The following is a 23,776-nucleotide window of genomic DNA, read 5'->3' as shown; positions in this document are numbered from 1 at the left end:
TGCGGTCATACGAACTTCACGGGTCTCGCTCACGCGGCGCTCACTCACGTCCGACCGGTCCGCGCCAGCCCGTGACGGGCAGGTTGAACTTGTTCACCAGGCGGTCGGTGAACGGGCCGCTGTGCAGGCGGGCGAGGCGCACCGGCACCGGGGAGCGGCGCACGATCACGCGGGATCCGGCGGGCAGGTCGTGCACCCGGCGGCCGTCGGCGCAGAGCACGGCGGCCCCGCCGTAGTGCGCGAGCACCTCGACGGCGAGCGACGAGTCAGGCCCGACGACGAGCGGGCGGGAGAAGAGCGCGTGGGCGCTGAGCGGCACGAGCAGGAGCGCGTCGAGGCTCGGCCAGACGATCGGGCCGCCCGCCGAGAAGGCGTACGCGGTGGATCCGGTGGGGGTGGACATCACGATGCCGTCGCAGCCGAAGGAGGAGAGCGGCCGGCCGTCGACCTCGACGACGACTTCGAGCATCCGCTCGCGGCTCGCCTTTTCGACCGTGGCCTCGTTGAGCGCCCAGGTTTCGTAGATGACCTCGTCGCCGAGTTTGACCCGGACGGCGAGGGCCATGCGTTCTTCGACGAGGTAGTCGCGGAGCAGGGCGCGGCGCACGGCTTCGCCGAGGTCGTCGCGTTCGCTCTCGGCGAGGAAGCCGACGTGACCCAGGTTGATGCCGAGCAGGGGCGCCGAGCAGCCGCGCACGACCTCGGCGGCGCGCAGGATGGTGCCGTCCCCGCCGAGGACGATGACGAGCTCGAGCTCCGTCGCCTGCACGGTCTCGCCGAGGATGGCGAGTCGGCCGTCGAGCTCGGGGCAGTAGGCGAGGATGTCGGTGAGTTCGGTCGGCGCGAGCACGGGGGTCGCGTCGGCGGCGAGGAGCCTGCTGGCAGACGGTCACAGCAGCCTGGAGCGAGTCCTTTCGCCCGGTGTGCGCGACGACAAGGATGTGCCGGGGTGATGCAGTCATCTCGTCACGCTCCCACCAGTGCCGTTGTGCGGTCGATCCATTCTGTCGGATTGCTGCCCACGCGGGCGCTCATCCAGCACAGATACTCGTGATTGCCCGCGGCTCCCACGATCGGCGATGCGATCAGGCCGTTTGTGCGGAGGCCGAGGTCCCAGCCCGCCCAGAGCACGCCGGCGATCGCGTCGGCGCGCAGGGCCGGCCGGTGCACGACACCCTCGCGGATGCTTTCCTTGCCGACCTCGAACTGCGGCTTGATCAGCAGCACGAAATCGGCGCCTTCCGCTGCGATTGCCACGAGGGCCGGCAGCACGGTCGGGAGGGAGATGAAGGACAGGTCGCCGACGACGAGGTCAGGGCGGGTGGCGACGCCGGATGCCGCGGCGAGCGTTTCCGGGGTCGCGTAGCGCAGGTTGAACCCTTCGACGACCGCGAGGCGCGGTTCGTGGGCGAGCTCGGGGGCGAGTTGGCCGTGACCGACGTCGACGGCGAGCACCTGCCCGGCGCCGCGTTCGAGGAGCACCTGGGTGAAGCCGCCCGTCGAGGCGCCGGCGTCGAGCACGGTGCGACCCGCGACGGGAATCTCGAAGGCGTCGAGCGCGGCGATGAGTTTGTGGGCGCCACGGCTGACGTAGTGGTCGGTCGGGGCCACTGCGAGCACCTGGTCGGCGCGCACCTTGGTGGACGCCTTGACGACGGGGTGGCCGTCGACGGTCACGAGGCCTCCGGCGATCACCTGGGCCGCTACCGTGCGCGACCGCACGAGCCCACGGTCGGCGAGGGCCGTGTCGAGGCGCTGGTCGGGCGAACGCTCGGAAACAGGCTCAGCCTCGGACGCGGAGTCCGCCGCGGCGTCCGCGTTCGTCTCAGGGCCGGAGTTCACTGTCGCCGCCCTCGAGGTGCGTGCGCAGCTCGTCGTGCAGCTGCGCGTAGGCCGCCGCGCGGTCTTCGAGGGGGAGGTCGCCGATGTCTCCGAGCCGGGACAGGAGTTCGTCCGCGATGGCCACATTGTCGGGGCTGCCGCCCTGGGGGATGTCCGCTGGGTTCTGCTGCACCCTCTCCACGTTACCGTCTGAGATACAGTCGCTCCGGAACATTCAGCCCATAGATCGGCCGGCCGGACGCCCAGATCACGGCGCACGCGGCACGGAGCAGGTTGATGCCGCCGTCGCCCTCTGCGACGATCTCGACGTCGGCGCCGCTGATGCGCACGCTCGCGCCGGCGACGGTCGCGGTGGCGCGGTCCTTGGAGAACACGGTCTCCGGGTAGGGCTCGTGCAGCTGGCGCAGGTCGTCGAGGATGTAGCGGGGGCGCTCGTTCTCGGCGGCGGCGAGGGCCTGCTTGGCCTTGTCGATGCCGGTGAGCACGAGCACCGCCGGAATGCCGGCCCGGTTGGCGCCGAGGATGTCGGTGTCGAGCCGGTCGCCGATGAAGAGCGCGTTTTTCGCCTGGAAGCGGTTCATGGCCTCGTCGAAGATCGCGACCTCGGGCTTGCCGGCCACGATCGGGAGCCGACCGACCGCGCTGTGCACGGCGGCGACGAGGGTGCCGTTGCCGGGCGCGATGCCCCGGGCGACGGGGATCGTCCAGTCGGTGTTCGTCGCGACCCAGGGGATCTCGACGCCGTCTTCGTTCGGGTGCAGGGCAAAGGCGGCTTCGGCGAGGTCCTTCCAGCCGAGTTCGGGCGTGAAGCCCTGGATCACGGCTGCGGGGTGGTCGTCGGCCGAGCGGGTGATCTCGAATCCACCCTTCTCGACCTCCTTCACGAGGCCGGCTCCTCCGATGACGAGGATGCGCGCGCCGGCGGGCACCTCCTGGGCGAGCAGCCGGACGGCGGCCTGCGGAGAGGTCACGATGTCCTCGGCGCGGGCGTGCAGCCCGAGCTCGGTGAGGTGGTCGGCGACGGTCTGGTCGGTGCGGGAGGCATTGTTGGTGAGGTAGCCGACCCGCACGGTCTCCGCGGCTGTGTTCAGGCTTTCGATCGCGAACGGGATCGCTTGCGGTCCCTGGTACACGACGCCGTCGAGGTCAGCGAGCACCACGTCGACGCCGGTGAGCGGCGTCGCCGTGTCACTCATGCGTCGGCGCCTGAGCATCGGACTCCTCGTCGGTTCCCGTCGCCGGGTCCACTCCGGAATCCGTCAGCACCACATCAATAACCTCGTCGGCGACCTCGATCTCGTCGACCTCGTCAGAATCATCGACCTCGTCGGACTCGTCGGACTCGTCGGACTCAGAAGTGGGCTCTCCGGCTTCGGACTCGTCACCGTCTTCGTCTTCGTCGTCGGAGTCGGAGTCATCGGAGTCATCGGAGTCATCGACGTCGAAGTACTCGTCGTCATCGTCCTCTTCGTCGATCTCGAGAATCTCGATGGTCTCGTCGATGTCGGCAGCGGATGCCTGTGCCGCGTCGGCACGGTCGGCGCGCTCGTTCCACTGCGCGGCCTCTTCGACACGGCCGAGTTCCTCGAGCACCTCGGCGTAGGCGGAGAACAGCTCGGCACTGTAGGAGAACGCGGTCTTCGGGTCGAGCTGCGGGATGTCGAGCTCGGCCAATGCGGCTTCGGTTTCGCCGAGGTCGAGACGGGCACCCGACATCGCGATCGCGAGGGCGACCTGGACGCCGGCGGGCAGGGTCGAGCGGTCAACGGAACGACCGAGCTCGAGGGCGCGGTCGGGGCGACCGACGCCGCGTTCGCTGTCGACCATGAGCGGCAGCTGCGAGTTGGACCCGGAGATGCGGCGGTAGGTGCGCAGTTCGCGCAGGGCCAGGGCGAAGTCGCCCGTGGCGTAGGCGGTGATCGCGAGGCTCTCCCGTACGACCGCGATGCGGCCGGCCCGGCGGGCGGCGCTCATCACGTGGCGGTGGGCAAGCTCGGGGTCCTCGTCGATGACGCGGGCCGCCATGGCGAGGTGGGCGCCGACGGCCTCGGCGTTGTCCTTGGTCAGGGTCTTGAGTTCGTTCCGCGCGAGACGGTCGAGATCGGCCGACGAGATGTCATCGGGGAGCTCGGGGTCATCGTGGCGCGGGCGCACCGAACGCAGCTCGCGCTGCATCCGCTGCTCTTCGGTCATTTCCTCTTCGACGGCGCGGGCGTCACGGTCGCCGCGGGCGGGGGCGCCGTCGCGGGTCCAGAGCTTCTTGCCGGCGTCGCCGCGCGGTGCTCCGGCGCGGGTGGCCGAACCGCCGCGCTGGGTCGCGTTGGCCCACGGCTTGCGGTCGCCGCCGGACTGCGGACGCTCGGTGCGCGGTGCGTCTTTGGACCACGGCTTGCGCTCACCGGTCTGGGGACGGTCGGAGTTGCCACGGTACGCGGGACGTTCGCCGTCGCGCTGCGGACGCTCGGTGCGGGGCGCGTCCTTCGACCACGGCTTGCGCTCACCGGTCTGGGGACGGTCGGAGTTGCCACGGTACGGGGCACGCTCGCCCGACTGCGGACGATCAGAGTTGCCACGGTACGGGGCACGCTCGCCCGACTGCGGACGATCAGAGTTGCCACGGTAGGGAGGACGCTCACCGTCACGCTGGGGACGGTCGGAGTTGCCACGGTACGGGGCACGCTCGCCCGACTGCGGACGATCGGAATTACCACGGTACGGAGCACGGTCGCCCTGGGGACGCTCGGAATTGCCGCGATAGGGAGGACGCTCACCGTCACGCTGCGGACGCTCCGAGTTACCGCGGTACGGAGCACGATCCCCCGACTGCGGGCGATCGGAATTACCACGGTACGGAGCTCGCTCGCCCTGAGGACGATCGGAATTGCCGCGATAGGGAGGACGCTCACCGTCACGCTGCGGACGCTCGGAATTGCCACGGTACGGGGCACGCTCGCCACTCTGCGGGCGCTCGTTGTTGCCGCGGTCCGGGGGACGATCGCCGTCGCGCTGCGGACGATCGCTGTTCGCACGGTACTGGGGACGATCGCCCTGGGGGCGCTCACTGTTCCCGCGGTACGGCGCACGCTCGCCGCTCTGCGGACGGTCGGTGTTGCCACGATAAGCGGGACGGTCACCATACTGGGGGCGGTCGCCCTGGGGACGGTCATTGTTCCCACGGTACGGTGCACGCTCGCCACCCTGCGAACGGTCATTGGTACCTCGGTAAGGGGGACGCTCGCCGTCACGCTGCGGGCGGTCGGAGTTGCCCTTATAAGGAGGACGCTCACCGTCGCGCTGGGGACGATCGGAGCGGCCCTGATAGCCGCCGGCGCCGTTATTGCCGCGAGCCCCGGGCGGGCGTCCGCCGTCGCGTGCGTCATTACCGTTAGTTCCTGAAGGGCTCACTGTGTCTCCTGTGTAATTGGTTGCCTCGAAGGCAGACTCGTCAAGCCTACGGCTTAACGCAAAAATGGCCACCTGTTAGGTGGCTATTTTGTGTACTTCTGGTGTTTCTAAGTTAAGTCCGGCGGTGTCCTACTCTCCCACAGGGTCCCCCCTGCAGTACCATCGGCGCTGAGAGTCTTAGCTTCCGGGTTCGGAATGTGACCGGGCGTTTCCCTCTCGCTATAGCCGCCGAAACATCTTTCGATGGATCGATTCTATATTTTTTAGTTATAGACCCCTCCTGGAAGGGGTTGTTCTCGACCGTACGTCGAGAACCACATAGTGGACGCTTGCAGCTTATTCAAACTGGTGTGTTATCAAATTATTGGCTTATTAGTACCGGTCAGCTCCAAGGGTCTTTAGTCCCCTCTTCCACATCCGGCCTATCAACGCAGTAGTCTAGCTGCGAGCCTCTCCCCCGAAGGGATGGAAATCTCATCTCGAAGCCGGCTTCCCGCTTAGATGCTTTCAGCGGTTATCCGTTCCGAACGTAGCTAATCAGCGGTGCTCCTGGCGGAACAACTGACACACCAGAGGTTCGTCCATCCCGGTCCTCTCGTACTAGGGATAGATCTTCTCAAATTTCCTGCGCGCGCAGCGGATAGGGACCGAACTGTCTCACGACGTTCTAAACCCAGCTCGCGTACCGCTTTAATGGGCGAACAGCCCAACCCTTGGGACCTACTCCAGCCCCAGGATGCGACGAGCCGACATCGAGGTGCCAAACCATGCCGTCGATATGGACTCTTGGGCAAGATCAGCCTGTTATCCCCGAGGTACCTTTTATCCGTTGAGCGACAGCGCTTCCACAAGCCACTGCCGGATCACTAGTCCCGACTTTCGTCCCTGCTCGACTTGTCAGTCTCACAGTCAAGCTCCCTTGTGCACTTACACTCGACACCTGATTGCCAACCAGGTTGAGGGAACCTTTGGGCGCCTCCGTTACTTTTTAGGAGGCAACCGCCCCAGTTAAACTACCCACCAGGCACTGTCCCTGAACCGGATCACGGTTCGAAGTTAGATATCCAATATGACCAGAGTGGTATTTCAACGTTGACTCCACCTGAACTAGCGTCCAAGCTTCACAGTCTCCCACCTATCCTACACAAGCCACACCGAACACCAATACCAAGCTGTAGTAAAGGTCACGGGGTCTTTCCGTCCTGCTGCGCGTAACGAGCATCTTTACTCGTAATGCAATTTCGCCGAGTTCGCGGTTGAGACAGCTGGGAAGTCGTTACGCCATTCGTGCAGGTCGGAACTTACCCGACAAGGAATTTCGCTACCTTAGGATGGTTATAGTTACCACCGCCGTTTACTGGGGCTTAAATTCTCAGCTTCGCCTTGCGGCTAACCGTTCCTCTTAACCTTCCAGCACCGGGCAGGCGTCAGTCCGTATACATCGTCTTGCGACTTGGCACGGACCTGTGTTTTTAGTAAACAGTCGCTTCCCACTGGTCTCTGCGGCCTTCGAACGCTCCAGGAGTAAATCCCTTCACGCCTCCGGCCCCCCTTCTCCCGAAGTTACGGGGGCATTTTGCCGAGTTCCTTAACCACGATTCTCTCGATCTCCTTAGTATTCTCTACCTGATCACCTGAGTCGGTTTGGGGTACGGGTGACTAAAACCTCGCGTCGATGCTTTTCTTGGCAGCATAGGATCACTGATTTCGCCCTTACGGGCTACCCATCGGGTCTCAGCCTTATATGAGAGACGGATTTGCCTATCTCTCGGCCTACATCCTTAGACCGGGACAACCATCGCCCGGCTCAGCTACCTTCCTGCGTCACACCTGTTAATACGCTAACCGCACCAGCATAGGGTCGCACGCTAGGCCCACCCCCTCGGCCCGAAGGCTCCGGTCAGTGGGATTCAGATGCTTAGCATTACTGGATTAGCTTGGACGGTTTTTCGCCAGTACGGGAATATAAACCCGTTGTCCATCGACTACGCCTGTCGGCCTCGCCTTAGGTCCCGACTTACCCAGGGCGGATTAGCCTGGCCCTGGAAACCTTGATCTTTCGGAGGACGGGTTTCTCACCCGTCTTTCGCTACTCATGCCTGCATTCTCACTCGTGTAGCCTCCACGGCTGGTTTACACCGCCGCTTCGCTGGCCACACGACGCTCTCCTACCCATCAACACGGCTGAACCAACACAACAAGTGTGCGGCTTACCAAAAATATCAATGCCACAACTTCGGTGGCGTGCTTGAGCCCCGTTACATTGTCGGCGCGGAATCACTTGACCAGTGAGCTATTACGCACTCTTTCAAGGGTGGCTGCTTCTAAGCCAACCTCCTGGTTGTCTGTGCAACTCCACATCCTTTCCCACTTAGCACGCGCTTTGGGACCTTAGTTGGTGGTCTGGGTTGTTTCCCTCTCGACGATGAAGCTTATCCCCCACCGTCTCACTGCTGCGCTCTCACTTACCGGCATTCGGAGTTTGGCTGACGTCAGTAAGCTTTTAGGCCCCATCGGCCATCCAGTAGCTCTACCTCCGGCAAGAAACACGCAACGCTGCACCTAAATGCATTTCGGAGAGAACCAGCTATCACGAAGTTTGATTGGCCTTTCACCCCTATCCACAGCTCATCCCCTCCATTTTCAACTGAAGTGGGTTCGGTCCTCCACGACGTCTTACCGTCGCTTCAACCTGGCCATGGATAGATCACTTCGCTTCGGGTCTAGGACATGCGACTGAATCGCCCTATTCAGACTCGCTTTCGCTACGCATTCCCCTCTCGGGTTAAGCTCGCCACATATCACTAACTCGCAGGCTCATTCTTCAAAAGGCACGCTGTCACCAGAATCAGACTGGCTCCAACGGTTTGTAAGCAAACGGTTTCAGGTACTATTTCACTCCCCTCCCGGGGTACTTTTCACCTTTCCCTCACGGTACTTGTTCACTATCGGTCATGTAGGAGTATTTAGGCTTATCAGGTGGTCCTGACAGATTCACACGGGATTTCTCGGGCCCCGTGCTACTTGGGATACTCTTCGGGCGATTACTGCATTTCGACTACGGGGTTCGCACCCTCTATGACCAGGCTTTCAATCCTGTTCGTCTATACAACGCTCTAACCCTCACTGTTCGGCAGAATCAGCAGAAAAGTCCCGCAACCCCGACCATGCAACGCCTGCCGGCTATCACACATGATCGGTTTAGCCTCATCCGGGTTCGCTCGCCACTACTAACGGAATCACTATTGTTTTCTCTTCCTGTGGGTACTGAGATGTTTCACTTCCCCACGTTCCCTCTACCCGCCCTATATATTCAGGCGGGAGTCACCAGGTCACCTTACGGGCCTGGCGGGGTTTCCCCATTCGGACATCCTCGGATCACAGTTCGTTTATCAACTCCCCGAGGCTTATCGCAGATTACTACGTCCTTCTTCGGCTCTACATGCCAAGGCATTCACCGTTTGCTCTTAGAAATTTGAAATCACATGAGTTTGAATCGATTAAGAATCGTAAAACTTTCGTCTCACGATCGAAATTGACCAATGATCTATAAATAGATCTTTGTAATCTGTCGGACCGAAGTCCGATCAAATTTAAGATGCTCGCGTCCACTGTGTAGTTCTCAAAGTACGGGCGGTACCCCTCCAAGCCAGCGACCGAACAAGTTCGGTACGACTGCTGACAAGAAAAGGTCCAGAGGAACAGTCCAACCAGGCCAAAGCCCAATCGTTCCGGTCCCTCAGGACCCAACAGCGTGCATATACGTTTCTTTCATAACCCACCCTCTCCAACGAGGCACCGCAAGCGGTACCAGGCGTACTGGAGTGAGAGATGATCTCTGCGTATCAATGTCAATGTTCCACCCATGAGCGCCATCGAAGAACATTCGTCTTCGTATGGCTTGGCAGTGGTGTTCCGCTGTATACAGACGGCACTGCTGTGCTCCTTAGAAAGGAGGTGATCCAGCCGCACCTTCCGGTACGGCTACCTTGTTACGACTTAGTCCTAATCACCGATCCCACCTTCGACAGCTCCTTCCCGTGAGGGTTAGGCCACCGGCTTCGGGTGTTACCGACTTTCATGACTTGACGGGCGGTGTGTACAAGGCCCGGGAACGTATTCACCGCAGCGTTGCTGATCTGCGATTACTAGCGACTCCGACTTCATGAGGTCGAGTTGCAGACCTCAATCCGAACTGAGACCGGCTTTTTGGGATTCGCTCCACCTTGCGGTATTGCAGCCCTTTGTACCGGCCATTGTAGCATGCGTGAAGCCCAAGACATAAGGGGCATGATGATTTGACGTCATCCCCACCTTCCTCCGAGTTGACCCCGGCAGTATCCCATGAGTTCCCACCATTACGTGCTGGCAACATAGGACGAGGGTTGCGCTCGTTGCGGGACTTAACCCAACATCTCACGACACGAGCTGACGACAACCATGCACCACCTGTATAGAGACCTTGCGGGGCGACTGTTTCCAGCCGTTTCCTCTATATGTCAAGCCTTGGTAAGGTTCTTCGCGTTGCATCGAATTAATCCGCATGCTCCGCCGCTTGTGCGGGCCCCCGTCAATTCCTTTGAGTTTTAGCCTTGCGGCCGTACTCCCCAGGCGGGGAACTTAATGCGTTAGCTGCGACACGGAGACCGTGGAATGGTCCCCACATCTAGTTCCCAACGTTTACGGCATGGACTACCAGGGTATCTAATCCTGTTCGCTCCCCATGCTTTCGCTCCTCAGCGTCAGTTACGGCCCAGAGATCTGCCTTCGCCATTGGTGTTCCTCCTGATATCTGCGCATTCCACCGCTACACCAGGAATTCCAATCTCCCCTACCGCACTCTAGTCTGCCCGTACCCACTGCAGGCCCGAGGTTGAGCCTCGGGTTTTCACAGCAGACGCGACAAACCGCCTACGAGCTCTTTACGCCCAATAATTCCGGACAACGCTTGCACCCTACGTATTACCGCGGCTGCTGGCACGTAGTTAGCCGGTGCTTTTTCTGCAGGTACCGTCACTTTCGCTTCTTCCCTACTAAAAGAGGTTTACAACCCGAAGGCCGTCGTCCCTCACGCGGCGTTGCTGCATCAGGCTTTCGCCCATTGTGCAATATTCCCCACTGCTGCCTCCCGTAGGAGTCTGGGCCGTGTCTCAGTCCCAGTGTGGCCGGTCACCCTCTCAGGCCGGCTACCCGTCGTCGCCTTGGTGAGCTATTACCTCACCAACTAGCTGATAGGCCGCGAGCTCATCCCTGACCAAAATTCTTTCCACCCCCGGAGATGCCTCCAAGGGTCGTATCCGGTATTAGACGTCGTTTCCAACGCTTATCCCAGAGTCAAGGGCAGATTGCTCACGTGTTACTCACCCGTTCGCCACTAATCCGAAGAGCAAGCTCTCCATCATCGTTCGACTTGCATGTGTTAAGCACGCCGCCAGCGTTCGTCCTGAGCCAGGATCAAACTCTCCGTAAATGTTTGATTGACTAACCAAGCAAGCCTGGCGTCACATCTAGTGCAGAACGCCGCCGGAATGGGCGAACAATCTGCAAGTTTGAAACTGACAGAACAAATCATTACTGACTTGCTTTGTTGTTATAAATGTTTTCCAAAGGAATCTCTTGGTCCTTCACCGCTAGAAACGGATCCAAACCACGAGGTTTTTGGCATTTGACATTGTGCACGCTGTTGAGTTCTCAAGGATCGGACGCACCCGGCTTCAGGCCACACCGTAACCGGCTTAGTGGCTGTCGCTCCGAGGCAACTTGTCTAACCTAACCTCCCCCGCAGTCCCTGTCAAATCGGCCAGAACCCGGTCACAGACACGAAAAACGCGCCCGAAATAGGAACTTGACCAACCCGTCTAAACATGCGGAAGGAAGACTTTCAAGCCTACGCCTCACACATCCGAATCAAGGATTCGAGAGCGAGAAAAACGTAAAACTTCGGTCCCACGTGAGGCCGGAAAGCACTGCGGCTTTTCCGCACCTTTGGGGTACGTGAAGACATTACGTGCCCCCACCCACCCCGTCAAAACCCACACACTCCCGGGCGTGTCACCACACCCCTGAAGCCCGCGCCCCAACATCCACCCACCCGCGCCAACACCGCGCCAACACCGCGCCAACACCGCGCGAGAGTACATTTTTGGCCCTTAAAACCGAGTCTTAAGGGCCAAAATTGTACTCTCACGGCCACGACAACCGTCGCAGCGGGAGGCCTGGACGCCCCCGGACCGGGCGGGGCGGGGGTGGGGCTACTGGACGAAGACGCCGGCCAGGGTCTTCTTGCCACGGCGGAGCACGGCCACACCACCGGGCAGCACAGCGCCCTCGATGGTCTGGTCGTCGCTCAGGACCTTGACGTTGTTCAGGTACACCCCGCCCTGGTTGATCGCACGCCGGGCCTCGCTCAGGCTCGTCGTGAGTCCGGTGTCCACGAGCAACTGCATGATCGGCGCCCGGGGGGCGGTCGTCGTATTGGGGAGTTCACGCAGGGCGGCCTCGAGGGTCGCCTCGTCGAGATCCGCGAGATCACCCTGGCCGAAGAGGGCCTGCGCGGCGTGGATGGCAGCATCCGTCGCCGCCCGCCCGTGCACGAGACTCGTCACCGACACGGCGAGGGTGCGCTGGGCGAGCCGCTTGAACGGTTCGGTCGCGACCGATTGCTCGAGATCCTCGATCTCGGCCCGCGTCAGGAACGTGAAGATCTTGAGGCGCAGGATCACATCGGCGTCGTCGGTGTTGAGCCAGAACTGGTAGAAGGCGTACGGGCTCGTCAGGGTGGGGTCGAGCCAGATGGCGTTGCCCTCGCTCTTGCCGAACTTCGTGCCGTCGCTGTTCGTGATGAGCGGTGTCCCGATGGCGTGCACGCTCGCGCCCTCTGCCTTTCGGATGAGGTCTGTGCCGCTCGTGAGGTTGCCCCACTGGTCGCTGCCCCCGGTTTGCAGCACGCACCCATGGGCGCGGAAGAGTTCGAGGAAGTCCAGGCCTTGCAACACCTGGTAGCTGAACTCGGTGTAGCTGATGCCGGCGTCGGAGTTCAGCCGGGCGCTCACGGCATCCTTCTTGAGCATTGTGCCGACCCGGAAGTACTTGCCGATGTCACGCAGGAAGTCGATCGCGCTGAGCGGACCAGTCCAGTCGAGGTTGTTCACGAGGGTCACGGGATTGTCGCCCTCCGCGCTCAGGAAGCGCGAGACCTGCGCCTGCAGGTAGCCGACCCAGGTGCCGACGGTGTCCTTGGTGTTCAGCACCCGCTCCGCGGTGGGCCGCGGGTCGCCGATCAGGCCGGTGGAACCGCCGACGAGGCCGAGCGGCCGGTGACCGGCGAGCTGCAGGCGGCGCATCAGCAGGAGTTGGACGAGGTTTCCGAGGTGCAGGCTCGGCGCTGTCGGGTCGAATCCGCAATAGAAGGTGATCGGCTCCCCCGCGAGCAGCGCGCGCAGCTCGGTCTCGTCAGTCGACACCTGCACGAGGCCACGCCAGGAGATCTCCTCCCAGACATTCTCGAAGGTGACGTCGTTGGACTGCTGCTTGAGGATCACTGGATCTGACACGCAGCCCAGATTACCAGCGTGGCAGTGCCGGGCCGGGAGGACAGGCCTGAACCTTCATCGCGAACAATTAAGTCTGAGACATGAATATTGCCATATTTAGTGTGTACGCTTACTTTAGGCGTGCGAACCCGCTCGCCGCACCGCAACCGGCCGGGAGGCGCGCTCATGTTCGTGATCACCGCAGACCAGATCGACAGTCGCCACGACCGGGACCGGGCCGGCGAGATGATCGCCCGCCTCGCCGCCGACTTCGGCCCCGCCTTCGTCCTGCCGCCCGACCAGACCTCAGGCGACGAGATCCAGGCGCTGCTCACCGACGCCGCGACCGCGCTCGACGTCGTGTTCGCCCTGCACCGCTCGGGACACTGGAGCGTCGGCCTCGGCATCGGCCCGGTCCGGGTGCCGCTCCCCCTCGCCACACGGCAAGCCTCCGGTGCAGCGTTCATCGCCGCTCGAGCCGCCGTGACCCGGGCCAAGAAAGCGGATGCCCGCTTCGCCCTCGACGCAGACGGGTCGGGGGCCACGGTTGCCGGCGCATCCGCCGGCCGGTCGAACCCCGGCGGACCTGCGGGCCTCGCGACCGGTGTGCCGACGCCCGGCTCGTCTGCGGGCGAGCCGATTCTGGCCGGCGTCGAGGTCGAAGCGCTCATCGCAACGGTGCTCCTGCTCCGCCAGCGCCGGTCGCCGGAGGGCTGGGCGGCGGTCGACCTTCTGCGCGACGGCCTCAGCCAGGTCGAGATCGCCGGCCGGCTCGGGATCACGCCCGCGGCGGTGAGCCAGCGGATCAAGTCCTCACTCTGGAGGGTCGAAGAGGCGGCGCACCCCGCACTCGTTAGGCTCATGGAAGACCTCGAGCAGACTTCGACAGAAACGGACACCGCCGGATGATGATCCAGTCCTTCCAGATCCTCGCCACGCTGTACTGGCTGCTGCTCTTGCTCGTGACGATCGGTTCACTCGTCTGTGCCGTGCTCGCGTTCCGGTTGCGCAAACAGAGCTTCGCGATCATCTCGGCGGGCGCCCTCGCTGGAGCCCTCCTCATCGCAGCGGCCCCCGCACCCGGCGGCAGCGAGACCTTCGGCGTCATCCTCGGCCTAATCGCGCTCGCCCTCGCTGTCGTCGGTGGTGGTCCGATGGCCCTGCTCGCGCTCGACTTCGCCACCCACGATTCCGCGCGGCCCGGCCAGCACGGCGGAATCCTCGTCGACGACGGTGCGACTCCCGCTGCCCCCGGCGCGACCGGCGCCGTGCACGAGGTGCTCCGCGGTGGTCTCATGATCGGCATCCTCGAACGCCTTGCGGTCGCAGGCGCGATCCTCGCCGGGTTCCCCGAGGCGATCGCGGTCGTCGTCGCCATCAAGGGCGTCGGCCGGTTCACCGAACTCACCGAAGCGGAGACCCGGGAGCGCTTCATCATCGGCACCTTCGCGAGCCTGATCTGGGCGTGCGCGTGCGCCGCCCTCGTGAAGATCGCGACCAGCTAGGCTCCAGCTTCCGTCACTCGCGCCCCACCCGCACCGTCAGGCCCCGGCATCTGTCGGGGTCGCCCCGGGTTTTCGTGGCTAACTCAGGAGAATCCGCCGGCTCGCGCTGATCGGCCGCACTATTCCGCGAGTCGGCCGGGTCAGCCCGGCGGATTTCCTGAGTTAGCCCCGCGCAGAGGCGTGACCGGCCGTGTGCGCGGGCAGAATTCCTGAGCTAGCCCCCGCGAGGGGGCACGACCGGCTGAGGGGGCTAACTCAGGAGATATGCCGGCTCGCGCCGATCGGCAGCACTGGTCCGCGGGCCGTTGACCGCCCGGCGGGCAGATTTCCTGAGTTAGCCCCCGGGGACACGCGTGACCAGCCGCGAATACAGGCAGAATTCCGGAACTGGCCCCCGCGAGTAGGCATGACCGACCGAGGGGGCCAACTCAGGAGAATCTGACGGCTCAAGAGCATCCGCCGCACTGGTCCGCGGGCCGTCGACCGCCCGGCCGGAAGATTTCCTGAGTTAGCCCCCGGGGACACGCGTGACCGCTGATGGGCGCGGGGTCTAGGGCTGAGTCGGGCCGGGGGTGGGCTGCGCGAGCTTCGGATGCCGCCGGTAGGGCGACACGGTCGGGTCGCCCGGGATCCAGAACCGCCACGGGAATTCCGCTCCCCCACCGGGACCGCTGACGCCGGTCCGCGGCCCGTTGAGCATCGCCGGCGAGGGACCAGTGCGCAGGGTCAGGTCGAACGGCGGAACGGCGAGATCGGCGCCGTCGTCGCCGAGCCCGATCCCCAGGGCGATCGTGAGTCGCGCCGGTCCCCTCGCCAGGTCAACGTCGGCCTTCGAGGTCGTGCGGCGCGACCGGGCTTCGACCAGTCCGTCGACGACTTCGCCGCCGCGGAGCAGGAGCGCTGACGCCTCGCCCTCCGGGGAACAGACGATGTTGGCGCAGACGTGCATTCCGTAGCTGAAATACGCGTAGAGGTGCCCGGGCGGGCCGTACATGGTCGCATTACGTCGGGTGCGACCCCGGAAGGCGTGCGAACCCGGGTCGGTTCCGTCGCCGAGGTACGCCTCGACCTCGGTGATCCGCATGGCCACCCCCGCCGTGGCTCAGCACGGCTCCGAGCAGTAGCGGTGCGAGTTCCACCGACGGCCGGGCGAACAGTTCCCGATCGAAGCTCACCGGCGGCGCCCGCCGCGGCTCGGTTCACGAGCGACGCCCACCGGTGGATCCGGTTACGGCAGGAGTGCCGCGGCGAGCACGCGCACCCGGGCGACGAGCACGGCCCGTTGCTCGGCAACGCGAACCGGGGCGGTGCCGCCCTGGCCGTCGCGACCCTCGACCGAACCGTGGATGCTCAGCACGCTGCGCACCTCGGGGGTCAGGTGCGACGAGATCGCGAGGAGCGCGGCGTCGTCGACCTCATACAGTTCGAGTTCGTTCTGTTCGGCGTACTTGACGAGGAGCCCGGTGATCTCGTGAGCGTCGCGGAACGACACCCGCTGCTTGACGAGCCATTCGGCGACATCGGTGGCCAGGGAGTAGCCGGCGGGGGCGAGTTCCGCCATCCGCTCGGTGTGGAAGGTCAGCGTCGCGATCATGCCGGCGAAGGCGGGCAGGAGCACCTCGAGGGTATCGATCGAGTCGAAGACCGGTTCCTTGTCCTCCTGCAGGTCGCGGTTGTACGCGAGCGGAAGGCCCTTGAGGGTCGTGAGCAGGCCGGTGAGGTTGCCGATCATGCGGCCGGACTTGCCGCGGGCGAGCTCGGCGATGTCGGGGTTCTTCTTCTGCGGCATGATCGAGGACCCGGTCGAGTACGAGTCGTCAAGGGTGACGAAGCCGAACTCGCGGGTGTTCCAGAGGATGATCTCCTCGGCGAGCCGGGAGATGTCGATGCCGATCTGGGCGGTGATGTACGCGAACTCCGCGACGAGGTCGCGGCTCGCGGTGCCGTCGATCGAGTTCTCGACGACGTGGCCGAAGCCGAGGTCCGTCGCGACGAGCCCGGCGTCGAGGCCGAGGGTGTTCCCGGCGAGGGCGCCGGAACCGTACGGCGAGTAGTCGGCGCGCTTGCCCCAGTCGGTGAAGCGTTCGAGGTCGCGCACGAGCGGCCAGCAGTGCGCGAAGAGGTGGTGGGCGAGCAGCACCGGCTGGGCATGCTGCAGGTGGGTGCGCCCGGGCATGATCGCGGTCTCGTTGGCCTCCGCCTGGGCGGCGAGGGCGTCGATCACGGTGATGAGGTGCGCCGAGATGCTCGCGGCCTTGTCGCGGAGCAGCATCCGGATCAGGGTGGCGACCTGGTCGTTCCGGCTGCGGCCGGCGCGGAGCTTGCCGCCGAGCGGGGCGCCGACGATGTCGATCAGGCCGCGTTCGAGCGCGGAATGAACGTCTTCGTCGCTCTCGGCCGGCTGGAAGCTGCCATCAGCGATGGCGGCGTCGAGCCGGTCGAGCCCGGCGATCATGGCGGCGAGTTCTTCGGCGCTCAGGTAGCCCGCGGCGGCCAGGGCGCGGGCGTGAGCCCGGGAACCCCGGATGTCGTAGGGCGCGAGCGGCCAGTCGAACTGGGTCGACTTGCTCAACCGTGCGAGCCTCGGGGCTCGGTCCCCCGGCGAAGCGGCCACCCCAGAGGGCGCCCGCTTCACCGGCGCGGTTGACCGGAGAATCGCCTGTCATGCTCCGGACCCTACTTGCCGGCCAGGTCGCGGCGTGCGGAGATCTTGCTCGGCAGCGACCACAGCTCGATGAACCCCTTGGCCATGCTCTGGTCGAAGGTGTCACCGGTGTCGTAGGTGGCGAGGTTGAAGTCGTAGAGGCTCTGCGGGCTCGTGCGTCCCGTGACGACCGCGGTGCCGGCGTGCAGCTTGAGGCGGATGTCGCCGGTCACGTACTTCTGCGTCTCGTCGATGAACACGTCGAGGGCACGCTTGAGGCCGGAGAACCAGAGCCCGTCGTAGACGAGTTCGGCCCACTTGGCTTCGACGCCGCGCTTGTAGCGGGCGAGGTCGCGCTCGATCGTCATGTTCTCGAGCTCTTCGTGCGCGGCGATGAGGGCGATGCCGGCGGGGGCCTCGTAGACCTCGCGGCTCTTGATTCCGACGAGGCGGTCCTCGACCATGTCGATACGGCCGACGCCCTGGTCGCCGGCGAGCTTGTTCATGATCTCGATGGCCTGCAGCGGGGTGACCGGCTTGCCATCGATCGCCACGGGAACGCCCTGGTCGAAGCGGATGACGACCTCGGTCGCGTCCCGCGTGACCGTGGGGTCCTGGGTGTACGTGTAGAGGTCTTCGATCGGGGCGTTCCACGGGTCTTCGAGGAAGCCGGTCTCGACCGCGCGCCCGTAGACGTTCTGGTCGATCGAGTACGGGCTCTTCGCGGACTGCTTGATCGGCAGGTTGTGCTCAGCGGCGTAGATGATGGCCTTGTCGCGGGTCAGCGCGAAGTCGCGGACCGGGGCGAGGGAGATCAGGTCGGGGGCGAGCGCGGCGACGGCGGCTTCGAACCGGACCTGGTCGTTGCCCTTGCCGGTGCAGCCGTGCGCGACGCTGTCGGCGCCGAGCGCCTTCGCGGTCGAGGCGAGATACTTGGCGATCAGCGGGCGGCTGAGCGCGGAGACGAGCGGGTAGCGCTTCTGGTACAGCGCGTTGGCCTTGAGGGCCGGGACGATGTAGTCGTTGGCGAATTCGTCCTTCGCGTCGACGACGATGGCCTCGACGGCGCCGCAGTCGAGCGCACGCTGGCGGATCGCCTCCATGTCTTCGCCGTCCTGTCCGACGTCGATGGCGAGTGCTACGACCTCCTTGCCGGTCGCATCCTTCAGCCAGCCAATGCCGACTGAGGTGTCCAGTCCACCGGAGTATGCGAGCACAACACGTTCAGCCATGGTTCTCCCTTTGAATATCTACTAAGTCTCAAGTTTACGGGTTGGTGTTGTGGCCGAGCAGCCACACCAGCAGCGCCTTCTGCGCGTGCAGGCGGTTCTCGGCCTCATCCCAGATGATGCTCTGCGGGCCGTCGATGACGTCCGCGGTGACCTCGTAGCCGCGGTCGGCGGGGAGGCAGTGCATGAAGAGCGCGTCGGGCTTGGCGAGGGCGAGCAGTGCGCTGTCGACGCGGTAGGCGCCGAGCGAAGCGACGCGTGCGGCCTTCTCCTTCTCGAAACCCATCGACACCCAGGTGTCCGTGACGACGACGTCGACACCGGTGACCGCTTCCGCGGGGTCGGTGTAGAGCGTGATCGAGCCGCCGGTCTTCGCGGCGATGGCCTCGGCATCCGCCAGCACCTTCGGTTGCGGGGTGTAACCGGCCGGGGAGGCGATGCGGATGTGCATGCCCGCCGTCGCGCCGGCGAGAAGGTAGGAGTGCGCCATGTTGCAGGCGCCGTCGCCGAGGAAGGTCAGGGTGAGGCCGGCGAGCTCGCCGCGGTGTTCGCGAATGGTGAGCAGGTCGGCGAGGAGCCTGGCAGGGGTGGAAGTCATCGGAGAGGGCATTGACGACGGGCACGGTGGTGCCGAGGGCCATCTCCTCGAGGCCGGCCTGGCCGTAGGTGCGCCAGACGATCGCGGCGACCTGGCGTTCGAGCACGCGGGCGGTGTCGCCTGCGGTCTCCTTGCCCCCGAGCTGGCTGTTGGCCGTGCTGATGATCAGTGGGCTGCCGCCGAGGTCGGCGATGCCGACGGCGAAGGACACCCGGGTGCGGGTCGAGGACTTGTCGAAGATCACGGCGACGGTCTGGGGGCCCGCGAGCGGCTTCGCCTGGAATCGGTCGCGCTTGAGCTCGACGGCCAGGTCGAGGATCTCGGCTTGTTCGGCCGGGGAGATGTCGTCGTCGCGCAGGAAATGGCGGGTCACGGGGTCACTTTCGCTGGAATTGGGGATTCTTCAGCCTAGAGGCTGGCCAGGGCGAGCCCGAATCGGCGCCCGAATTCGGCCAGCTCGGTGTCGCCGACGATGAGGGGCGGCGCGAGCCGGATGGTGGACTCGTTGGCGGCGTTGATGATGAGGCCGGCCTCGAGGGCCGCATCGGCGAGCTTCAGTGCGACGGGCTCGGCAAGTCCGATGCCGAGCAGAAGGCCGCGGCCGCGCACCTCGAGGATGTGCGGGGAGTCGAAACCGAGGATCAGGTCGCGGAGCCTGCTCGCCGCGGCGGGCGGCGTTGGCGACGAGGCCGTCCCGCTCGATGATGCCGAGCACGGTGTTGGCGGTCGTGGTCGCAAGCGGGTTCCCGCCGAAGGTCGAGCCGTGCTGGCCGCGTTGGAACAGCTCGGACGTCGCACCGAAGGTGACGAGCGCGCCGATCGGCACGCCGCCGCCGATGCCCTTGGCGATCGAGATCGCATCGGGCAGGATGCCGTCGTGCTGGTACGCGAACCAGTCTCCGGTGCGTCCGGCACCGGTCTGAACCTCGTCGAGGATGAGCAGCACACCGTGCCGGGTGCAGAGTTCGCGGGCGCGGCGCAGGAAACCATCGGGCAGGTCGATGACGCCGGCCTCCCCCTGCACGGGCTCGAGGAACAGGGCGGCGACGGTATCGTCGATCGCGGCCTCGAGGGCCTCGAAGGTCGCGTGGATGTGCTCGACACCGCCGGGAACCGGCAGGAACGGCGCCCGCATCGCGGGCTTCCCCGACAGGGCGAGCGCACCCATGGTGCGGCCGTGGAAGGACTCGTGCAACGAGAGGATGCGGGTGCGCGGCCGGGCGGGATCGCTGCCGATATTGAGACGGGCGAGTTTGAACGCGGCCTCGTTGGCCTCGGCGCCCGAGTTGCAGAAGTAGACGCGGCCGGCCTGGCCGGCCCCGGTGATGCGCTTGAGTCGTTCGGCGAGCTCGATCTGTGAGGGCGACGCGAAGTAGTTGGAGATGTGCGCGAGGGTGCCGACCTGGGCGGACACGGCGGCGACCATCTCGGGGTGGGCGTGCCCGAGGGAGTTGACGGCGATGCCCGCGAGGAAGTCGAGGTATTCGGTGCCGTTCTCGTCCCAGACGTAGCAGCCGGCGCCACGGACGAGCATCGCGCGCGGAGGCGCGAAGGTGAGCATCATCGCCGCGGTGTATCGGTCCCGCCAGCCCTCGCTGCGTGTAGCGAGGGTGGCCGCGTCTGTCGTGCCCGCGTGGGTTGCCGGTGAGTCGGTGGTCGTTTTGCCTGTCATTCTCAAATCCGTTGTGTCGGTGGTGTCGCGAGGGTCAGGGGGTGGTCCGGGGAACGACTTCGGTGCCGATGCCGCTCCCGGTGAAGACCTCGAGCAGGATCGAGTGCGGCACGCGCCCGTCGATGATGGCGGCCTTCGCGACGCCGCCGTCGACGGCGTCGAGGCAGGCGGTCATCTTGGGGATCATGCCCGATTCCAGTTCGGGAAGCAGGGCACGGAGCTCGGGGACCTCGATGATCGAGACGAGGGAGTCCCGGTTCGGCCAGTCGCTGTAGAGCCCGGCGACATCGGTGAGGATGACGAGCTTCTCGGCCCCGAGCGCGATGGCGAGGGACGCGGCGGCGGCGTCGGCGTTGATGTTCAGGGACTGGCCAGGGACATCCGTGTCCGGGGCGATCGAGGAGACCACCGGGATGCGGCCCGCGTTGAGTTGCGCGTGCACGGCCTCGGGGTCGACGCCGATCACGTCGCCGACGAGGCCGAGGTCGACCTCGACGCCGTCGATCATGGTGCCGCGGCGGCGGCCCTGGAAGAGTCCGGCATCCTCGCCGGAGAGGCCGGCCGCGAGGGGGCCGTGCTCGTTGATGTGGCTGACGAGCTCGCGGTTGATCTGGCCGGTGAGCACCATCCGGACGACGTCCATGGCCTCGGGGGTCGTCACCCGGTAGCCGCCGCGGAATTCGCTCTGGATGCCGAGGCGGTCGAGCATCGCCGAGATCTGCGGGCCGCCGCCGTGCACGACGACGGGGCGGAGGCCGGCGTAGCGGAGGTAGACCATGTCTTCGGCGAAGCTGCGCTGCAGCGCCTCGCTGACCATGGCGTTGCCGCCGAACTTGACGACGATGATCTTGTCGTGGAAGTGCTTGAGCCAGGGCAGGGACTCGATCAGGGTCTCGGCCTTGACCGCGGCCTCGGCGCGGGTGTTGGTCTCGGTCTCTGTCGTGTCGACCTCGGCGTCACTGGCGTGCGTTCCGGCGCCGGTGTCCGCGAGCGGATGCCGGTGCGAGGCCTTGCCGTGCGTGTGACGGGTCAACTTGAGTACGCGCTGTTCTCTTCGACGTAGGCGTGCGTGAGGTCGTTGGTCCAGATCGTCGCTTCCGCGTCTCCCGCGTGCAGGGTGATCAGCACGGTCACCGACCGCGGGGTGAGGTCGACGAGTTCTCGGGGCTGGTCCGGCTCCCCCGCGGTGCACACCTGCACCCCGTTGATCGTGACGTCGATGTTGTACGGGTCGAAGGCGGCATCCGTCGTGCCGACGGCGGCGAGCACGCGGCCCCAGTTCGGGTCGTTGCCGAAGATGGCGGTCTTGAACAGATTGCTGCGGGACACCGCGCGGGCGACGGTGACGGCGTCGGCTTCGGTCGCGGCGTTGCGGACGGTGATGGCCACGTCGTGGGCGCTGCCCTCCGCGTCGGCCTGGAGCCTGCAGGGTGAGGTCCTGGCAGATCGCGGTGAGTGCCGCGGCGAATTCGGCCTCGTCCGGCTTGATTCCGCTCGCGCCGGAGCCGAGCAGGCTCACGGTGTCATTCGTCGACATGCAGCCGTCGGAATCGAGGCGGTCGAAGGTGAGCCGAGTGGCGACCCGGAGGGCGGTGTCGAGCTGGGCGGAGTCGAGGACGGCGTCGGTCGTGATCACGACGAGCATCGTCGCGAGGCCGGGTGCGAGCATGCCTGCGCCCTTGGCCATTCCGCCGATCGACCAGCCGGCCGGCGCGGTCACGGCGGACTGCTTCGGGGTGGTGTCCGTCGTCATGATGGCCCGGGCCGCGGAGAGGCCGGCCTCGGCGGAGGTCGAGTCGTCCTTCTGAAGGGCGAGGGTGGCGTCCCAGATACCCGCGGTGATCTTGTCGAGGTCGAGCTGTTCGCCGATCAGGCCGGTCGAGCAGACGAGCACCTCCCCGGCGGACACGCCCAGGCGTTCGCCGACGGCTTCCGCGGTCGCGTGGGTGGTCTGGAACCCGATGCTGCCGGTGTAGCAGTTCGCCCCGCCCGAGTTGAGCACGATCGCGCTCACCCGGCCGCCGCGCATGACCTGCTGGCTCCAGATCACCGGGTTCGCCTTGCAGCGGTTGCTCGTGAACACGGTCGCGGCGCTCGAGAGCGGGCCGAGGTTCTGCACCACGGCGAGGTCGAGTCCGCCGGACTTCTTGAGGCCGGCGGTGACGCCGGCTGCCGAGAATCCGGCGGGGGTTGTGACGCTCACGGGGCGACTCCATTCATGCTGAGGCCCAGGGTTTCGGGCAGCCCGAGGGCCAGGTTTGCGGATTGGATCGCGGCACCGGCGGTGCCCTTGGCGAGGTTGTCGACGGCGGTCACCGTGACGACGCGGCCGGCGGCCTCGTCGACTGCGAGGCCGATAAGCGCGGTGTTGGCGCCGAGCACGTCGCTCGTGCGCGGGAAGTGCCCTGCGGGAAGCAGGTGCACGAAGGGCTCGTCGGCGTACGCGTTCTCCCAGGCGGCGCGGACGGCGGCCACGGATGTGCCGGGCACGAGGCGGGCGGTCGCCGTGGCGAGGATGCCGCGGGACATCGGCACGATCACGGGCGTGAACGAGATGGTGGGGTGTGCGGCGCCGGCCCAGCGCAGGCTCTGCTGGATCTCGGGGATGTGCCGGTGGGTGCCGCCGACGGCGTAGGGGTTGGCCGAGCCGAGGACCTCTGCGGCCAGGTTGGGAACCTTGAGGCTCTTGCCCGCTCCGGACGGGCCGACGGCGAGCACGGCGACGAGGTCCTCGGGTTCGATCACGCCCGCGTGGATGCCGGGGGCGAGGGCGAGGGCCACGGTGCTCGCGTTGCAGCCGGGGGCCGCGATCCGGCGGGCGCCGACCAGCCGCGAGCGCTGCTTGCCGCCTCCGGGGATCGGAAGTTCGGGGACGCCGTAGGTCCAGGAGCCGAAGTAGTCGCCGCCGTAGAAGGCCGCCCAGTCGGCTGCGTCCTCGAGGCGGTGGTCTGCGCCGCAGTCGATCACGAGCGTGTCGGGCGAAAGCTCAGCACTCAGGGCGCCGGATGCCCCGTGCGGCAAGGCGAGGAAGACCACGTCGTGCCCGGAGAGGCTCGCGGGGCTCGTGTCCGTGAGGGTGAGGTGTGCGAGGCTGCGGAGGTGCGGTTGCACGTCGATCAGTCGCTGGCCCGCATTACTGTGCGCGGTCACCGTGCGCACCTCGAATTCGGGGTGTCCTGCGAGCATTCGCAGCAATTCTCCGCCCGCGTAACCACTCGCGCCTGCAATTGCTACCGAAAAAGCCATGTGACAAACCTATCGCGCTGCCCAGCGCCCCCGGGAATCCGGGCGACATCGGCCCGGCTCCCGCCGGAATCCGCACCCGGACACCCGAGTGCACATCAGCTGC

General features: G+C 65.4%; 11 protein-coding genes, 3 rRNA genes and 6 pseudogenes. 3 read left to right on the top strand and 17 right to left on the bottom strand.

The features are described from left to right. Positions 1-40: 40 nt before the first annotated feature. The 5 genes and pseudogenes from KIV56_RS17750 to KIV56_RS17730 all read right to left on the bottom strand — a co-directional run bounded on the left by KIV56_RS17750 (position 41) and on the right by KIV56_RS17730 (position 4,035). Positions 41-962 (bottom strand): annotated as a pseudogene (locus KIV56_RS17750) (NAD kinase). A 4-nt stretch (positions 963-966) separates the two neighbouring features. Further along, a complete protein-coding gene (locus tag KIV56_RS17745; RefSeq protein ID WP_281534439.1) occupies positions 967-1,842 on the bottom strand; it encodes a TlyA family RNA methyltransferase in 876 nt (291 codons plus the stop codon). Continuing rightward, positions 1,826-2,023, bottom strand: a complete 198-nt coding sequence (locus KIV56_RS17740; protein WP_348648418.1) for a hypothetical protein — start codon at positions 2,021-2,023, stop codon at positions 1,826-1,828. Before KIV56_RS17740 ends, KIV56_RS17745 begins: the two co-directional genes overlap by 17 nt. A gap of 1 nt (position 2,024) precedes the next feature. After that, complete coding sequence (locus KIV56_RS17735; protein WP_432432574.1) at positions 2,025-3,038, bottom strand: HAD-IIA family hydrolase; 1,014 nt, start codon at positions 3,036-3,038, stop codon at positions 2,025-2,027. Continuing rightward, the gene (locus KIV56_RS17730) at positions 3,031-4,035 is read right to left on the bottom strand and encodes a hypothetical protein (protein WP_281534437.1); all 1,005 of its coding nucleotides are present in this window, start codon (positions 4,033-4,035) and stop codon (positions 3,031-3,033) included. The genes KIV56_RS17735 and KIV56_RS17730 overlap by 8 nt, the downstream gene beginning before the upstream one ends. Here KIV56_RS17730 and KIV56_RS17725 point away from each other — a divergent pair. Continuing rightward, positions 3,982-5,238, top strand: a complete 1,257-nt coding sequence (locus tag KIV56_RS17725; protein WP_281534436.1) for a hypothetical protein — start codon at positions 3,982-3,984, stop codon at positions 5,236-5,238. The two genes, KIV56_RS17730 and KIV56_RS17725, sit on opposite strands and share 54 nt — an antisense overlap. A 125-nt stretch (positions 5,239-5,363) precedes the next feature. Here KIV56_RS17725 and rrf read toward each other — a convergent pair. From rrf to tyrS, 4 genes are all read right to left on the bottom strand, one after another. After that, positions 5,364-5,480: ribosomal RNA gene (gene rrf, locus KIV56_RS17720) — 5S ribosomal RNA — on the bottom strand. 119 nt (positions 5,481-5,599) lie between these two features. After that, positions 5,600-8,728: ribosomal RNA gene (locus KIV56_RS17715) — 23S ribosomal RNA — on the bottom strand. A gap of 469 nt (positions 8,729-9,197) precedes the next feature. Continuing rightward, positions 9,198-10,717 (bottom strand): 16S ribosomal RNA (locus tag KIV56_RS17710). Together the 16S, 23S and 5S rRNA genes form the textbook arrangement of a ribosomal RNA operon. A gap of 781 nt (positions 10,718-11,498) precedes the next feature. Beyond that, positions 11,499-12,800 carry a tyrosine--tRNA ligase gene (gene tyrS / locus KIV56_RS17705; protein ID WP_281534435.1) on the bottom strand — a complete coding sequence of 434 codons (1,302 nt, stop codon included), beginning with the start codon at positions 12,798-12,800 and terminating at the stop codon, positions 11,499-11,501. A gap of 120 nt (positions 12,801-12,920) precedes the next feature. Between tyrS and KIV56_RS17700 the strand changes: the two genes are divergently transcribed. Together KIV56_RS17700 and KIV56_RS17695 are read left to right on the top strand one after the other, a co-directional pair. Continuing rightward, positions 12,921-13,688, top strand: a complete 768-nt coding sequence (locus KIV56_RS17700; RefSeq protein WP_281534434.1) for a DNA-binding protein — start codon at positions 12,921-12,923, stop codon at positions 13,686-13,688. Then, a complete protein-coding gene (locus KIV56_RS17695) occupies positions 13,685-14,284 on the top strand; it encodes a hypothetical protein (RefSeq protein ID WP_281534433.1) in 600 nt (199 codons plus the stop codon). The genes KIV56_RS17700 and KIV56_RS17695 overlap by 4 nt, the downstream gene beginning before the upstream one ends. Positions 14,285-14,834: 550 nt before the next feature. Here KIV56_RS17695 and KIV56_RS17690 read toward each other — a convergent pair. The 8 genes and pseudogenes from KIV56_RS17690 to argC all read right to left on the bottom strand — a co-directional run bounded on the left by KIV56_RS17690 (position 14,835) and on the right by argC (position 23,673). Further along, a pseudogene (locus KIV56_RS17690) lies at positions 14,835-15,459 on the bottom strand (DNA-3-methyladenine glycosylase). 53 nt (positions 15,460-15,512) lie between these two features. Beyond that, a pseudogene (argH, locus tag KIV56_RS17685) lies at positions 15,513-16,950 on the bottom strand (argininosuccinate lyase). A gap of 10 nt (positions 16,951-16,960) precedes the next feature. Further along, positions 16,961-18,160 (bottom strand): argininosuccinate synthase, encoded by a 1,200-nt coding sequence (locus tag KIV56_RS17680; protein WP_134447017.1) that lies wholly within the window; start codon positions 18,158-18,160, stop codon positions 16,961-16,963. Positions 18,161-18,194: 34 nt separating this feature from the next. After that, positions 18,195-19,128: pseudogene (gene argF / locus KIV56_RS17675) on the bottom strand (ornithine carbamoyltransferase). 35 nt (positions 19,129-19,163) lie between these two features. Beyond that, a pseudogene (locus KIV56_RS17670) lies at positions 19,164-20,319 on the bottom strand (acetylornithine transaminase). 142 nt (positions 20,320-20,461) lie between these two features. Beyond that, on the bottom strand, positions 20,462-21,316 hold the full coding sequence (gene argB / locus KIV56_RS17665) for an acetylglutamate kinase (RefSeq protein WP_281536211.1): 855 nt from the start codon (positions 21,314-21,316) through the stop codon (positions 20,462-20,464). A gap of 140 nt (positions 21,317-21,456) precedes the next feature. Beyond that, positions 21,457-22,630, bottom strand: a pseudogene (gene argJ / locus KIV56_RS17660) (bifunctional glutamate N-acetyltransferase/amino-acid acetyltransferase ArgJ). After that, positions 22,627-23,673 carry an N-acetyl-gamma-glutamyl-phosphate reductase gene (argC, locus tag KIV56_RS17655; RefSeq protein ID WP_281534432.1) on the bottom strand — a complete coding sequence of 349 codons (1,047 nt, stop codon included), beginning with the start codon at positions 23,671-23,673 and terminating at the stop codon, positions 22,627-22,629. Before argC ends, argJ begins: the two are co-directional and overlap by 4 nt. Positions 23,674-23,776: the final 103 nt, after the last annotated feature.

Origin of the sequence: Cryobacterium breve, assembly GCF_027594785.1 — a bacterium.
Lineage (GTDB): Bacteria > Actinomycetota > Actinomycetes > Actinomycetales > Microbacteriaceae > Cryobacterium > Cryobacterium breve_A.
The sequence above is the reverse complement of the archived record's forward strand: the minus strand, read 5'-3'. Positions and strand labels throughout refer to the sequence as shown.